The 14,562-nt window shown below is 49.0% G+C and carries 10 protein-coding genes and 3 pseudogenes; 9 read left to right on the top strand and 4 right to left on the bottom strand.

Translation table 11 applies throughout. The annotated features are described in order from the left end of the window. The first annotated feature begins 396 nt into the window (after window positions 1-396). A pseudogene (locus JCM11969_RS04700) lies at window positions 397-2,175 on the top strand (ABC transporter ATP-binding protein). Window positions 2,176-2,377: 202 nt separating this feature from the next. Here JCM11969_RS04700 and JCM11969_RS19690 read toward each other — a convergent pair. Further along, on the bottom strand, window positions 2,378-2,503 hold the full coding sequence (locus tag JCM11969_RS19690; protein ID WP_263850007.1) for a hypothetical protein: 126 nt from the start codon (window positions 2,501-2,503) through the stop codon (window positions 2,378-2,380). Window positions 2,504-2,679: 176 nt separating this feature from the next. On the opposite strand from JCM11969_RS19690, the gene JCM11969_RS04695 reads away from it, so the two are divergent. The 7 genes and pseudogenes from JCM11969_RS04695 to dltD all read left to right on the top strand — a co-directional run bounded on the left by JCM11969_RS04695 (window position 2,680) and on the right by dltD (window position 10,219). Then, window positions 2,680-3,375: a response regulator transcription factor gene (locus JCM11969_RS04695; protein WP_054708836.1), complete on the top strand. Its 696-nt coding sequence runs from the start codon at window positions 2,680-2,682 to the stop codon at window positions 3,373-3,375. Further along, the gene (locus JCM11969_RS04690) at window positions 3,372-4,760 is read left to right on the top strand and encodes a sensor histidine kinase (protein ID WP_054708833.1); all 1,389 of its coding nucleotides are present in this window, start codon (window positions 3,372-3,374) and stop codon (window positions 4,758-4,760) included. The genes JCM11969_RS04695 and JCM11969_RS04690 overlap by 4 nt, the downstream gene beginning before the upstream one ends. Before the next feature lie 1,037 nt (window positions 4,761-5,797). After that, the gene (locus JCM11969_RS04685; protein ID WP_054708830.1) at window positions 5,798-5,986 is read left to right on the top strand and encodes a teichoic acid D-Ala incorporation-associated protein DltX; all 189 of its coding nucleotides are present in this window, start codon (window positions 5,798-5,800) and stop codon (window positions 5,984-5,986) included. 32 nt (window positions 5,987-6,018) lie between these two features. After that, window positions 6,019-7,505, top strand: a pseudogene (gene dltA, locus JCM11969_RS04680) (D-alanine--poly(phosphoribitol) ligase subunit DltA). Continuing rightward, window positions 7,498-8,715 carry a D-alanyl-lipoteichoic acid biosynthesis protein DltB gene (dltB, locus tag JCM11969_RS04675; RefSeq protein WP_054708828.1) on the top strand — a complete coding sequence of 406 codons (1,218 nt, stop codon included), beginning with the start codon at window positions 7,498-7,500 and terminating at the stop codon, window positions 8,713-8,715. The pseudogene dltA and the gene dltB overlap by 8 nt, the downstream one beginning before the upstream one ends. A gap of 11 nt (window positions 8,716-8,726) precedes the next feature. Beyond that, complete coding sequence (dltC, locus tag JCM11969_RS04670) at window positions 8,727-8,960, top strand: D-alanine--poly(phosphoribitol) ligase subunit DltC (RefSeq protein WP_054708825.1); 234 nt, start codon at window positions 8,727-8,729, stop codon at window positions 8,958-8,960. Next, a complete protein-coding gene (gene dltD, locus JCM11969_RS04665; RefSeq protein ID WP_082409182.1) occupies window positions 8,957-10,219 on the top strand; it encodes a D-alanyl-lipoteichoic acid biosynthesis protein DltD in 1,263 nt (420 codons plus the stop codon). Before dltC ends, dltD begins: the two co-directional genes overlap by 4 nt. A 634-nt stretch (window positions 10,220-10,853) precedes the next feature. On the opposite strand, the gene JCM11969_RS18045 is transcribed toward dltD, so the two are convergent. The 3 genes from JCM11969_RS18045 to JCM11969_RS04650 all read right to left on the bottom strand — a co-directional run bounded on the left by JCM11969_RS18045 (window position 10,854) and on the right by JCM11969_RS04650 (window position 13,209). Further along, on the bottom strand, window positions 10,854-11,453 hold the full coding sequence (locus JCM11969_RS18045) for a hypothetical protein (protein ID WP_054708822.1): 600 nt from the start codon (window positions 11,451-11,453) through the stop codon (window positions 10,854-10,856). A gap of 85 nt (window positions 11,454-11,538) precedes the next feature. Continuing rightward, the gene (locus JCM11969_RS04655) at window positions 11,539-12,567 is read right to left on the bottom strand and encodes an amidohydrolase family protein (protein ID WP_054708818.1); all 1,029 of its coding nucleotides are present in this window, start codon (window positions 12,565-12,567) and stop codon (window positions 11,539-11,541) included. Window positions 12,568-12,672: 105 nt separating this feature from the next. Further along, the gene (locus tag JCM11969_RS04650; RefSeq protein ID WP_054708815.1) at window positions 12,673-13,209 is read right to left on the bottom strand and encodes a TetR/AcrR family transcriptional regulator; all 537 of its coding nucleotides are present in this window, start codon (window positions 13,207-13,209) and stop codon (window positions 12,673-12,675) included. Between the two features lie 192 nt (window positions 13,210-13,401). Here JCM11969_RS04650 and JCM11969_RS04645 point away from each other — a divergent pair. Next, window positions 13,402-14,510: pseudogene (locus JCM11969_RS04645) on the top strand (lactate oxidase). Window positions 14,511-14,562: the final 52 nt, after the last annotated feature.

The raw sequence follows: 14,562 nt of genomic DNA, 5'->3' as shown, positions 1-14,562 counted from the left end.
TTGCTGTTGGGTCTATCATAGTCGATTTGTATCAGATAAGCTGACCTAATGATTCAAAATAATGTGTTGAGCACTCACTCAACTTTTTGAAACACCTACCATCTCTTTCTTACAAAATCAGTATACCACCTTTTACTTGAGTTACAAGTATTGTTAGGCATCCCAAATAAAATAATTGACAGTTCATGAACAACTGATGGTTAAGACACACAAAATAGAGCTAATTACTGGTAATTAGGTGTCTGCGGCTGTAAACTCTTTTAGTCAAAACTGTGCATATTGTAGAAAATAACGACTAATAGTAACTTTCACATCAGCTATGAATGAATAGTGTAATCTGAAAGAACAAAGGGGGCATATGATATGCAGGCATCATCCAATGCTAGCGGAAAGCAAATGGGGCCGCAAGATGATCCCGAGACAAACGACAACTCGCTGTGGGACATGTTCAAATTTGTTTTTGGTAAGGTGCTGAATAAACGCTGGCTGCTCGTCATCAACGTGATTGCACTGACCATTATCACCTTACTGCAGTTCGTCATGCCGCAGATCGAGCAATTTATCATTGATAAGGTCATTCCGCAAAAGGATTATCGTTGGCTGTTTATGGCGATTGGCGGGTTACTGGTGACCGCGCTCGTGCTCGGTATTTTTAACTATTTATCGACCTACTACATGAGCGTGATGAGTCAAAATGCCATCACGGACCTGCGAAATCAGTTGTACCAATATTTATTGAAAATGGATACCAAGTTCTTTGAATCTAGCAAAACTGGGGATCTCATGACCCGGCTGACGAGTGATATTAACAACCTGCAAAGTCTGATCTCAGCCAACATGCTGAGCATGATCGGTAACGTCTTCACGTTTGTCGGTGTGCTGGGACTCATTTTTTATATTAACTGGCAAATGGCGCTGGCGGTGAGTTTGACCTTCCCGTTTTAATTTCTGGTGTACCGCGTGTTCCGGAAACGGATTCGCGATGCCTTTCACCGTGCGCGGGCATCCCAAGCAAGAATGTCGAACCAGATGCAGCAGACCCTGACCCAGATCGACCTCATTAAGAGTTTTACGAGTGAGGGGTTGGAATCAAAACGGTTCGATAAGGTGGCGCAAACCAACCGAAAAGACCTGATCGATGCCGGACGTAATCAAGCGATTTTTAACCCGCTGATCGACGGCATTAGCTATGTTGGTACGGCAATCATTCTGTTGCTTGGCGCGTACTTTATCATGCACGGTCAACTTACTGTTGGGGCCTTGGTTGCCTACATCACGTACGTTGCCATGGTGCAGACGCCAATTCAGTCGTTTACCAGACTGTTGAACCAACTGCAGCAAGCACTGGTTTCATACGGCCGAATTCAAACGATTTTAAAGGAAGAACCGACAATTGTGGACGATACTGATCCAGTGGCGTTTCCGACGCTAAAAACGGGGATTGATCTGGATAAGGTCAATTTCTCATACGACGCGAAGGATAACGAAAAACGGGACGAGCCAACGTTGCGTGACATTAGTTTTACCATTCCCTATGGTAAGACGACTGCGTTAGTCGGCCATTCTGGTTCCGGAAAAACGACGATCACGCGATTGATCGACCGCTTCTATGATCTGCAAAGCGGCGATATTACCTTTGACGGGGTGCCAATTAAGAAAATTAAAATGGCTGATCTGCGACGGCACATTGCGATCGTGTCGCAGGACGTGTTTATTTTGGATGGCAGCATTAAAGACAATATACTGTATGGCCGGACGGATGCAACGGATGAAGAGGTCTGGCAAGTCATTGAGATGGCGGATCTGATAACTTTTGTGAAACAGATGCCGGACCAGCTTGAGACCCAGGTTGGTGAACGGGGCGTGAAGTTGTCTGGCGGTCAAAAACAGCGCCTGTCAATTGCGCGTGCCTTGTTGAAGGACGCGCCGATCATTATCCTGGATGAGGCAACGGCAAGTCTGGATAATGAGTCGGAAAAGGCGATCCAGCACGCGTTGGATAATTTGTTGAAATCAAGAACATCGTTGGTAATTGCGCACCGACTTTCAACGATTCATAACGCGGATAAGATAGTGGTGATGGCCGCGGGCGAGGTTGTGGAGCAGGGGACGCATGATAGTTTGATGGAGAAGAATGGGACTTATGCGGGGCTTTATAATGCGCAGTTTGAGTAGAGTAGAGTGTGGAGAAAGGCGGTTTAGGGGCGGTGTGTAACGGACTCTGACCGAAAAGTCCGGGCCTGACTTTTTGGTCAGAGTCCGTTACACGTTAGCCCCGTGCCTTTCGGAACACGTTTCGGCTCGAGGCTAATAGAAAGCCAGTAGCCCAAATCTCCCTAGAATCAAAAACCCACAACCCAATTACAAACCAACCTAACTAATAAACATTGAAAGAAATTAACATCACCACCAGAGAAGCACCCATCAAGGCCACAAAGCCAACGACAGGGTGCTTTTTCTTACCCATAAAAACAATAATAAACCCTAAAATCCCCCCACTCATCCTGTACGCACCCTACTACCTCGTGGTTAAATAGATGAAGAATCCCATATTGGGATGATTGAGTAAAGTTAAGCAACGTGGCACTGGGAACCACGCTAAATCAAAAAAATGAACGCGTGAGACAGGCCTGTGAGTGTCCTTCAGGCCTGTCTCACAAGTAAAAAGGGGTTTAAACCATGAAAGTAACGATCTTACTCGTAGAAGATGAGGATAGCCTAATCTCATATCTGCAACAGGAACTGCAATTCGAAGACTATGACGTGATCACGGCCACGCGGGGTGAGGACGCCCTTGAACAGTATGCCGCACATAAGGATGAGATTTCACTGCTGATCCTTGACTGGATGCTGCCGGGGCTTGATGGGCTGGCGGTCATTCGCCGGATCCGCAAACAAAATGATGACGTGCCGATCATCATGATGACCGCCCGTGATTACGTTGGCGATAAGGTGTCCGGCCTGGACGCAGGCGCTGACGACTACATTACGAAGCCGTTTGATATTGAAGAACTGTTAGCACGCATCCGGGTCATTTTACGGCACAGTCAGCAACATGAAAATCGTGATGACACTTATCAACTGGGGAACCTCACATTAGACGCCAAGGCGCGACAGGTCACGTATGCCGATAACGTCGTCCAGCTGACACAGCGGGAGTATGAACTGTTGCTGGTCCTGATTCAGCATCAGGGTGAGGCGCTCACGCGGGATGAATTATTGGATCTCGTTTGGGGCGTGAACTTTGAGGGTCAAGTGAACATCGTAGACGTCTATGTCCGCTACTTGAGAACGAAGCTGGATAAGTACGCTGATAAGCCGCTGATTGAAACGGTTCGCGGTGTCGGCTACCGGTTAGGCGAGGATGCAAAATGACCAAAAAATTGTTTAATTCCAGTGCGGCGCGAATTACCCGAGTGTATGCACTGATGCTGGTGATCGTGACGCTGCTGACCAGTGTGGCGGTGATCTCGTATGCGGGCGCCAACCTGATCCACGTGCACAAGGAAGCCACTGAAAGTACGATGGAGGGTCTGAAACGGTCGTTTATCGGCGACCGGTCCATGTGGAACTGGTGGCGGTTCAGCCGGGCGAATGATACTAAGAATACGTTCATTCGCGTCCGCACGAATCCGGTGCATAAGAAAGGACAGACCTTCTATTCTAAAAATTCCCAGCGCTTTTTAAAGAAGAGTCAGGCCAAACCAAGCGACCCCATCTTGCTGGGACACATTGCGCGGTCGTCTAAGAATGTGTACTACTACCATTTGAAATCAGTGACGAAACAAAATGTAAAACAAAACGAAACGGGCGTTCAATACGACGTCTGGCTCAGACTGGACGACGTGATTGACCTGTTAGGCAAAATTGTCGCGACTATCTTGGGCATCGCGCTATTGAGTTTTATCATTGGCACCGCACTGATCTACTTGGTCGCCAAACGGTTGAACCGGCCACTGGTAGAGCTGACGCGCAGTTCTAAGGTGCATACAAAGGACGTGGCGACAGCGGGCAGCGCCCAGTTGCCGGTACCGAAAACGCCCCAGGAAGTCCACGACCTTTCCATTGAATTTAACCACCTATTGGCGTCACTAAACCAACGGTCGGAAGCTGACAGGCAATTTGTTTCCAACGCATCGCATGAATTACGGACGCCCATTGCGGGCATTCGCGGGCATGTCGAAATGATCAAACGGCACGGCGATGACCACCCAGAAATCATTCCCACATCGCTGGATTTCATCGATAAGGAGTCCAAGCGGATGCAGGTTATGATTGAAAATCTGCTGAAACTTTCCAGAGCAAGCCAGCAGTCGCTAGCATTGAGCGACGTGGACCTGAGTGAAACGGTCACCGGTATCGTCGACCGCTACCGGGATGGCATGCGACGGTCGATCGACTTAAACGTTGCGCCGAGCATTACAGCCAAAACGAATCCGGACAGCGTCCAACAGATTCTCGTCAGTCTACTTGACAACGCACAGAAGTATTCGCCAGACGGCAGCGAGATCCGTGTGGGGCTTGCAACGGACGGCCAATACGCCATCATGACCGTCGCTGACCAGGGACGCGGGATCACGGATGACCAGAAGACCAAAGTCTTTGATCGGTTTTACCGCGTTGACCAAGCAACCCCAGGGAACGGCCTTGGCCTAGCCATCGTCAAACAACTCGTCGTATCCAATCACGGCCAAATCAAAATCGTCGACAACGCACCGCAAGGCAGTATCTTTCAGGTGTCCTTTCCGCTTAATAGCTAGTTGAGTGGTTAACCAGGAAAGCATAACAGATAGCTGTCCGTTGCATTCCGCAATTTGGCACGGCATCGAAGTGGCTCGCGATAAAGCTAATTTGGCCGTCGCAGTGCGCCATCCAAATGGATCTCCATCGTCTCGCATGTCACTAAATGGCCAAAGGACGGCTATCAAGTGACATCGACACCACGATACCGTGCCAAATTACTGCATTCCACTCACTTTGAGTAAACTGCATTCGCTGGTTAAGTATCAAAGTAGTATTAAACCAAGTTCGCGCAGAAATCCGCTCTCGACTACTAATTCGTCCATTGTTAGCGATACTTTTTACGATATTTATCATAGCGGTAAAGGCATACAAGTAAGTCCCAAAGTGACCTATGTCTGATTGTTGTCACTTTTACAAATAGCCACTATGCTGTAAATGCGGCATTAGGTTGAAAACATCATAGCTGTTGCTTGATAAGCTGTAAATCAGTAAATACTAGCACGGCAACGTAGTGTGAAGCATTACTGATCATGGGCTAAAAACCAGTCGAGGGCGGATTTCTCTTCAAACTAGGGTTAACGCCATTGAGATGCTTAACCAAAGAAATAAGTGTATCCAAACTGAGTGGAATGCAGCAATTCGGCGCGGAGCTGTGGTGTCGACATCAGTTAGCGACCGTACTTTGGTCGGTTACTTATGTGCGAGACGATGGAGATCCATTCGAGTGGCGCACGACGACAATCGAATTAGCTTCATCGCGAGCCACTACACGGAGCGCCGAATTGCGGAATGCAACGGACTCGTTATCTGACAATGAGAAAAACATACTAAGTCCCACATTTCTAAAAAAGGGAAATGTGGGGCTTTTTTTGCACTTATTTTGCTGACAGTAAATAACCCGTAATACCGATAAAACAGGCATTGTCAGGAAATTCTAAGTTTGTCTGAGCCCAATTCTTAGAAATTCTAAGATGATGCTTACCAACTGTGAATAGTGCGGGATATAAAGACCGGCTAGAATGATGTCAGTTCATAAGGAAAGGACGGATGACCAATGGTGAATTCACTACTAAACGTCCGCGGCCGGCTGCTCACAAGACTGACCGCTTGGGCAAGCCAGCACACAGCAGTTTTGTCCTTTACGGCCAAGACCGTTAGCTACTTTGTTATTATTTTAGCGCTGGTTTATCTGTACGATTACTGCGGCGTTAACGGCGCCCATTTCATTTATAACGAATTTTAAATTGCCAAATTGGGGTTCAAGGAGACAAAATCATGATTAAAAATATTTTAACAACATTGACGCAACAAGCAACGGCTCAGCCAGATCAACTCGCATTTGATTATCTGGGACAGACGAATACTTACGCTGACTTAGAGCACCGGTCCAACAGCGTGGCTAATTACCTGAAGACCTGTCACCTGACGGCCAAGTCACCGGTAATGGTGTATGGGGGTCAGACGTTTGATATGCTGGTCGCCTTTATCGGCTGTGCCAAAGCGGGCCACGCTTATATTCCGGTCGACACCAACTCGTCGACGGATCGCTTGACCAGTATCATGCACACGGCGAGACCGGAGCTCGTGATTGCGGTTGAACCGTTGCCAATTAAAGTGACGGTGCCAGTGACGACCCACGCCGATTTGAATAATATCTATCAAACATTACCAATCAATTTTAAGTCCAAGACAGCGTTGGATGACACGTTCTATATCATTTTTACGTCCGGGACTACGGGGAATCCCAAGGGCGTTCAAATTACTCAGCGTAATCTGTTGAGTTTTGTGAACTGGATGAGCGCGGACTTTAACTTTATGAAACGAGATGTGCTGCTGCAGCCGCCATTCTCGTTTGACCTTTCTGTCATGGCACTGTATCCCACGCTGATGAATGGCGGGACACTGCGCGTTTTGCCGCAGACGGTTACCGCCAACTTCAGCACAATGTTTACGACTTTGGCGAGTCTGCCACTTCAAATCTGGGTCTCCACACCGTCATTGGTTGATATCTGCTTGCTTGATCCGTACTTTGACCAGCAGCACTATCCAGAACTTTCCACTTTCTTATTCTGTGGCGAGGAGTTGACCCCCCAGACCGCCAGCAAGCTCAACCAGCGTTTCCCACAGGCGCATATTGTGAACACGTATGGCCCAACCGAGGCCACGGTGGCGATGACGGCTGTTGAAATCACACCGGAAATCCTCCAAACGTACGACCGGTTGCCGATTGGTTACGTGAAACCGGGAACCAGGTGACCATCGACAGTGCGAGCGTTAACGAACCGGGTGAGATCATCATTGCTGGCTTCAACGTTTCAAAGGGGTACCTTAACAATCCGGCCAAAACAAAATCTGCCTTCTTTGAGACGAACGGTCTGCAGGCATACTGCACCGGCGACCTTGGGTATTTTGACCACAATCTGCTGTTCTATAAGGGGCGTGTCGATTTTCAAATCAAATTAAACGGGTACCGGATCGAACTGGAAGAAGTGAACCACTTTTTGTCGGAAGTGACCTTGCTTAAGCAGGGGGTGGCGGTGCCGAAGTATGATCAAAATCACAAAGTTAGCCAACTGCTGGCGGTGGTCGTCCCGAAGAGCGCCCAACAGCCTAGTCAGGTTGCGTTGCGCCAAGCATTGGCCGGTAAATTAATGCCGTACATGGTGCCACAACGGTTCATTTTCCGCGACTCACTGCCGCACAACGTCAATGGTAAGGTGGACATCAAGGCGCTGATCAGCGAGGTCAACGCACATGCCTAATTTGTCACCGTACGCGGATCCGCAGTACTTTGTGCTTCTGGTGGTGACATTGTTGCCAGCGATGGTCGGGCTGTATTACGGCAAACGACTGCGGTGGTACGAGACGCTATGGACAGCGGCGTTTTTATTGCTGACCTTTGGCGGTGTAAAGTGGCACCAGGGCGTCATGCTGGTGGGGTATGTCGTGTACCAATTGGCGCTAGTGCTGGGTTATGACCGGTACCGCAAACATCACAACCAAACGGCCGTCTTTATAAGCTTGGTCGTCCTCAGCGCCCTGCCATTAGCCCTTGTTAAACTATCGCCAGCGGTACATTTACCAAAGCTGGCACTATTGGGGTTCCTTGGCATCAGCTACCTGACGTTCAAAACCGTTCAGGTCATCATGGAACTGCGCGATGGCACCATTAAACAGGTCTCGCCGTTTTTATTTCTAAGATTTATGCTGTTCTTTCCAACCATTACTTCGGGGCCGATCGACCGCTATCGGCGCTTTCAGCAAGATGACGTTGCGGTTCCGGCCCGGGCGGATTATCTGACACTGGTTAATCAGGGCATCATCCGCATTTTCCAGGGCTTCGTCTACAAGTTCATTATCGGTTACGTGTTTGGTACGTTGATGCTGCCGCACGTTGCCCACCACGTGTTAGCTAACCGGGGTGCCTTCTTTGGTACCGGGTTGTCGTGGTCGCTTGTCGCTTATATGTACGTCTACAGTCTGTATCTGTTCTTCGACTTTGCCGGCTATAGCTTGTTTGCGGTGGGGGTCTCAAACCTCATGGGCGTTAAGACTCCGATGAACTTTAACGCACCGTTTAAGTCGCAAAATATCAAGGATTTTTGGAATCGTTGGCACATGTCGCTGTCGTTTTGGTTCCGGGATTTCGTTTTCATGCGATTTACCTTTTTCGTCATGAAGCACCGGCTGGTCAAGAACCGGATCCGCGTGTCGCAACTGGCCTACTTGGTGAACTTTCTCATCATGGGCTTCTGGCACGGGGTGACCTGGTACTACATCGTTTACGGCCTGTTTCACGCGACGGCCATTATTATTAACGACATTTGGTTGCGGTTTAAAAAACGACACGGCACCCAATTGCCGCATAACCGCTGGACGCAGGCGTTAGCTGTATGCATCACCTTTAACGTTGTCTGTTTCAGTTTCCTGATCTTTTCAGGCGAACTCAATACACTTTGGTTTACACATTAAGGAGAAAAACTATGTCAAACGAACAAATTGTTTTAAACGTTTTACAAGACCTCACGGCAACTGATCTCAGTGCCCAAATGACCACCAACCTCTTTACAACGGGGCTCTTGGATTCCATGGCGACCGTTCAGATGGTTATGGAATTAAATGAGCAGTGCCACATCGACATCCCAATTTCTGAATTCGACCGGAATCAGTGGGACACCCCAGAAAAAATCGTGGAGAAAGTGACCGCGTTACAATGAAACGCCATCCCATTTGGCAACTGATTGGGCCGCTGGTCATCGCCGTTATTGGTGTGGCACTGTTGCTGTTTGCACCGCACCACAAGACAGACGAAGCTGGCGCGCAGGCGGATGCCTCACTGATCAATAAGGCAGCCGTATCGCTATCGAGCAATGTTTACCGCGGTCAGGCGCTGAAAAACGAAGCACTGGAACTGGGGTACGTGCCGTTTTTCGGGTCATCTGAACTGTCGCGGATGGATCCGCTGCACCCAAGTGTGCTGGCCAATAAGTATGACCGCGATTACCAGCCGTTTCTGCTGGGAAAACCCGGGACGCAGTCGCTCAGTCAACTGATGGCCATGCAGACGTTCGGCAACAATTTGGATCACAAAAAGGTGGTCTTCATACTGTCACCGCAGTGGTTCACTAAACAGGGCCAGAATCACCAGGCGTTTAACTTTTACAAGACATCAATCGGCGACATTTCTTGGACGCTGCGAGCGACCAATACCAAGGTCGACCGGATCACGGCTAAACGGCTGCTGAAAGTTGCCGGCAAGGGCGGTGGCACAATGCAGCGCAGTGCCTGGAAGCGCCTTGCGCGAGGAGAAAACCTGACAGGCAACCAGCGCGCCTACTTTGAAGCCCGGCTGCACGTCCTGCAAAACGAAGACCACTATTTTGATCAACTGATGGTCACTAATCGTATGGTTAAACTTGCGAAGGCGGAAAAACAACTACCAGCCACGGATAACAACGCGGCGTTGACTAGACTTGCGGATAGGCTAGGTAAGCGCGACACGCACAATCGATTTGACATCAGCAACGCGTTCTACCGTCACCGGTTAAAACCCGCGGGTATTCGCCACTTCAAGAATAGTCAGCGCAACTTTGACTATCGGCGCTCGCCGGAGTACACGGATTTTGAACTCGTGCTGAACCAGTTTGCGTCTCACCACACCAACACCATGTTTATTCTGCCACCGGTCAACAACAAGTGGGCGGCCTACACGGGGCTTTCACAGACGATGTTGCGGCAGACCAATGCCAAACTTAAGCAACAGCTGGCAAGTCAAGGCTTCACCAATGTTGTTGATCTCAGCAACCAGGGCGGTCAAAAATACTTCATGTCCGACACCATCCACCTCGGCTGGCGCGGTTGGCTCGCAGTCGACCAGCATGTCAAACCGTTTCTCACCCAAAAACAACCCACGCCGCATATGCACATCAAGGACTATTATCTCAGCAAGACTTGGGCTAATCATATCGTTCACTAACGTCAAAACGCGCACTACCGGGGGATGGTAGTGCGCGTTTTATGAGTTGTAAAAGGTTGAGGTTGTAGTTCGTTGCATTCCGCAATTTGGCAGGCCGTCGAAGTGGCTCGCGATGAAGCTAATTCGATTGTCGCTGTGCGCCACTCGAATGGATCTCCATCGTCTCGCACATCAGTAACCGACCAAAGAACGGTCGCTAACTGATGTCGACACCACGACGGCTTGCCAAATTGCTGCATTCCACTACCCATGAGCCTAGTGTTGACGTTGGTTAAACATCAACATACAGTCGATGACAGTTCGCGGATTACCCGCACTCGACTGCTGATTGTCCGCCGTCAGCTAACCAATTGATGATCGAGGTTAATGGTCAGATATCTGAGAGTTGCAAGTTGACGTTGTTGCAGGCGATACAGTCTATACCCATTTATCAGCAACTATCAGCGGAGTGGAGTCGGTCGCATTGCAGGCAGTAGTGTCGGTGTTTGTTGGTGAGGGTCTTTTCCTCACCTACAAACACGGGAGACGGAGGAGATCCTTGAATTTCTGAAGGAAATTCAATAGCTCCGGAGCGACCCACTACAGCCTGCAGGGCCGACCGACGGAACGCAGCGACAGTGGGGCACTTTACTGTTTACTTAGCTGGCATCAAAGGTTCAGCCAGCCATGCCTCGGCGTCACCGTAGAGTTTGGCGACGTCTTCAGGACGGTCAGTGCCAAGCAGATCTTGGCTGATGCTGCCGCCAGCGGCGATTCGGACGTAGGATAGGAATTGATAGGAGGGGCGGAAGTCTTTTAGGTCATCGGGGGTGATGCCTAGATCGGTTCCGGGAACAACGGGGCGCAGGTTGTCGCTTTCGTTGATGGAGATCATGCGGTCAATTTTCCACTCGCCGTTACGATTTTCAACGTAGTCGATCAGTCTGCGAAAGGATTCGATTTCACCAACGACACCGTTGATCACCATGCGCATCCGCGTGTTCGTTGGCACTTCGACGTAGGCCTTGTTGCCATTTTGGTGAATGGTTGCTGGGCTGGTCGCGCCAATAATTGGGAACCGGTGGTCGACTTCTTTTGATTCTGAATGGATAAAGGTATCAAGTTGACCTGATTGCCAGCTGGTCTGGATGATGGCATCCGGGTAGTAACAGTCGGCAATCGCGTCGTTGCCGCGTGCCCGAAAGAGCCGTTCGCGGGCAACTAATTCACTAATTTCAGCAGTATCTTGGGTCATAAGTTAAATCCTCCCTGAGGTTTAGATTAAATATTGTTAATAATACAACTGTTCAATTAGAAACTCAAGAATAAAACACTTTAAATTACAACTTAAGTAAGCCCTCGGCGTTTGAGTGGGCGATTTTTTCCTTGTCAGCATCAGAAATTGATGTGCCAAGCAGGAAGTCTTCGGCGTTACCTTTAATGTAAGGATAGTCTTGTGCCCAGAGCACGTGGTCGGGTCCCATGTAATTCAGCACCAGCTGCATTTGCGGCCAGGTGAACATGCCACTTGGGGTCACGTAAACGTTGTTCTTGTAGTAGTAAGAGAAGGGGTGTGCTAATGTCTTCTCGGTAACAGGGTTCGTGGCTTCATCCAACCGGTCTAACCAGTAAGGGATAAACTCGCCCCAGTGACCTGAGATCAGCTTGAGGTTAGGCAACTTATCAAAGAGGCCAGAAAAGATCAACCGTGCCACGTGTAAGCCAGCTTCCATGTGCCACCCCCATGCGGGTGTTGACATCACAGCGTTCAAGCCCTTGGGATTCATGCCTGAGTAATAGTTTTTCTGAATTTCAGGACTTGGTAAGGATGGGTGGATGTAAAGCGGCACATCAAGTTTGGCGGCCATTTCAAAGATTGGGAAGAATTTATCTGCGTCTAATAAGTTATTCTGGTTGTCCGTTCCCAGCAGGAGGGCACCCTTTAATCCTAGTTTAGTAACCGAACGTTCTAATTCAGCTGCAGCGGCCTCGGGGTCGGATACTGGCAGGGTCGCAAAGCCGGCGTAGCGGTCTGGATGCCGTTTTATCGTGGCCGCGATGTCGTCGTTGATCCGTTGGGTCAGCGGCACGGATAGATCCGTTGGTAACAGGTCAGGGTTGGTGCTGGCATCGCCGTACGAGAGGACCTCCATGTCGATCCCATTGGCATCCATGTAGGCGATGCGCTGGTCGTCCAAGGCCTGCATGTCGTCGGCGGAAGGGGCGTAAGCGACAGGGCCTTCTTGGAAGGACTGTCCCATTTCCTTCATTTCAGCCGGCGTCATCGTTGGGTGGGCCATTAAATAGTCGGTAATTTCTTTGTTGGCGTAATCAAAACCAACGTGTTCCTCTAATGTAATTAATTTCATTGATATCACCTATTTTCTGTATTGATTGAACAGGCATTATCTTAGTGCCAAATGTCCTGCGAGACAATCAATAAGTGACGGTTATCGACAATATGTAACATCTTTCTAATTCGGATTGTGAATGATCTGAGCAATTTTCTCGCCCATTTCGGCGTCTGATTCGACCGCCCCGTTGATCACCCAGTCAAATAGGGTTTCCGTTAATCCGGCAGAAACAAAGGCCTGCCAGTAGTGGTCACTCATCAGCCGATTCTCTGGCAGCATTCCGTGTTGAAAGAGCTGGATGATATCATCCTTAAAAATGTAGTAGATCAAATATTTAAGGTCGGAGCGGATAAACGTTTTGAGTTCATCAACATATGTCCGGTAAAACGAAAAGAAGAGGGTGCCAAACTGGATTGGATCGGTGAAATGGTGTTTTTCCATAAACCGCATCTGGTTTCTAAAAATACGTTCCAGTTTTTCAGTAATCACGTCCTCAAAGCTCGTGTAGTTGCGATAATAAAACATCCGCGAGACGTGCGCTTCCTGACAAAGCTGGGTCACGCTGATCTTTGATAACGGTTTGGTCTTGAGCAGGATGAGCAGCGCTGCGAACAGCGCGTCTCGGCGGTCGTTCATTTTTTGCGAGTCGTAGGTCATGGTGGGTTCCTTTCTAGCGCTGAGGGATTGTGTTTCCGGTTACCTTCTATTTTAATGGCGTAGAGGTCATTTTAACAGTTAAGCTTATTTTATTTACAAAAAGTAAGTTTAAAACTATTGACTTACTAAATGTAAGTGATAGAGTAGATGACATTAAGACAAACGACATCACACATTTGGAGGGCTTACACTATGGTATTAACAAACGGTTACGAACAAAACGAAAATGAAAACCCATTGGACATTTTAAACTTAACTGAGTTGGAAGGAAAAGCAAAGGCTATCATTCCTACTGGCGGGTTTGGCTATATCTCAGGTGGTTCAGAAGACGAATGGACGCTACGTGCAAACCGGACGGCATTCCAGCACCGGCAGATCGTTCCAAAGGCCCTCAGCAACATTGAAAATCCATCTACAGACACCACTGTTTTTGGTATCGATTTGAAGACACCCATCATGATGGCACCAACCGCAGCACAGGGCTTAGCCCACGCAAAAGGTGAAGTGGATACGGCTGCTGGGGTTGCCGCAGCTGGTGGCTTGATGGCGCAAAGCACTTATTCATCAACATCAATTGCTGACACAGCAGCTGGCGGTCATGGCGCTCCTCAATTCTTCCAGCTCTACATGAGCAAGGACTGGAGCTTCAACGAATCCCTGTTGGATGAAGCAAAGAAGGCAGGCGTGAAGGGCATCATCCTCACCGTCGATGCCACTGTTGATGGTTACCGTGAAGCAGATATCATTAACAACTTCCAGTTCCCAATTCCAATGGCTAACCTGACCAAGTTCAGTGAAGGCGACGGTAAGGGGAAGGGTATTGCTGATATCTATGCCGCTGCTGCTCAAAAGATCGGCCCAGACGACGTGCGTCGCATTGCCGAATACACGGATCTGCCCGTTATCGTTAAGGGTGTTGAATCACCAGAGGACGCCTTATACGCAATCGGTGCTGGCGCCGCTGGTATCTACGTTTCAAACCATGGTGGCCGTCAATTAAACGGTGGCCCGGCCAGCTTCGACGTTTTGGAAAGCGTCGCAAAAGCCGTTAACCATCGTGTCCCTGTCATCTTTGATTCCGGCGTCCGTCGCGGTTCAGACGTTTTTAAGGCACTGGCATCAGGTGCAGACCTGGTAGCATGGGTCGCCCAGCCATTTACGGTTTGGCACTCGGTGGTGCTCAAGGTGTTGAATCCGTCTTTACCCATCTAAACGATGAACTGAAGATCATCATGCAATTGGCTGGTACCAAGACCATTGCGGATGTGAAGCATGCACCGTTGCTGGATATTAAGTATTAGTGAACAATTCAATTGAATTTCAAAAACGACTGAGCGATGCTTGGTCGTTTTT

It is taken from the genome of Secundilactobacillus paracollinoides DSM 15502 = JCM 11969 (assembly GCF_001311135.1).
Taxonomy (GTDB): domain Bacteria; phylum Bacillota; class Bacilli; order Lactobacillales; family Lactobacillaceae; genus Secundilactobacillus; species Secundilactobacillus paracollinoides.
The sequence above is the reverse complement of the archived record's forward strand: the minus strand, read 5'-3'. Positions and strand labels throughout refer to the sequence as shown.

What these genes read in the sequence shown, in the direction of transcription:
- JCM11969_RS19690 (WP_263850007.1), bottom strand. Translation starts at nt 2,503, where the DNA reads ATGAGTGGGGGGATTTTAGGGTTTATTATTGTTTTTATGGGTAAGAAA.
- dltD (WP_082409182.1), top strand. Translation starts at nt 8,957, where the DNA reads ATGAAACGCCATCCCATTTGGCAACTGATTGGGCCGCTGGTCATCGCC.
- dltC (WP_054708825.1), top strand. Translation starts at nt 8,727, where the DNA reads ATGTCAAACGAACAAATTGTTTTAAACGTTTTACAAGACCTCACGGCA.
- JCM11969_RS04655 (WP_054708818.1), bottom strand. Translation starts at nt 12,567, where the DNA reads ATGAAATTAATTACATTAGAGGAACACGTTGGTTTTGATTACGCCAAC.
- dltB (WP_054708828.1), top strand. Translation starts at nt 7,498, where the DNA reads ATGCCTAATTTGTCACCGTACGCGGATCCGCAGTACTTTGTGCTTCTG.
- JCM11969_RS04690 (WP_054708833.1), top strand. Translation starts at nt 3,372, where the DNA reads ATGACCAAAAAATTGTTTAATTCCAGTGCGGCGCGAATTACCCGAGTG.
- JCM11969_RS18045 (WP_054708822.1), bottom strand. Translation starts at nt 11,453, where the DNA reads ATGACCCAAGATACTGCTGAAATTAGTGAATTAGTTGCCCGCGAACGG.
- JCM11969_RS04695 (WP_054708836.1), top strand. Translation starts at nt 2,680, where the DNA reads ATGAAAGTAACGATCTTACTCGTAGAAGATGAGGATAGCCTAATCTCA.
- JCM11969_RS04685 (WP_054708830.1), top strand. Translation starts at nt 5,798, where the DNA reads ATGGTGAATTCACTACTAAACGTCCGCGGCCGGCTGCTCACAAGACTG.
- JCM11969_RS04650 (WP_054708815.1), bottom strand. Translation starts at nt 13,209, where the DNA reads ATGACCTACGACTCGCAAAAAATGAACGACCGCCGAGACGCGCTGTTC.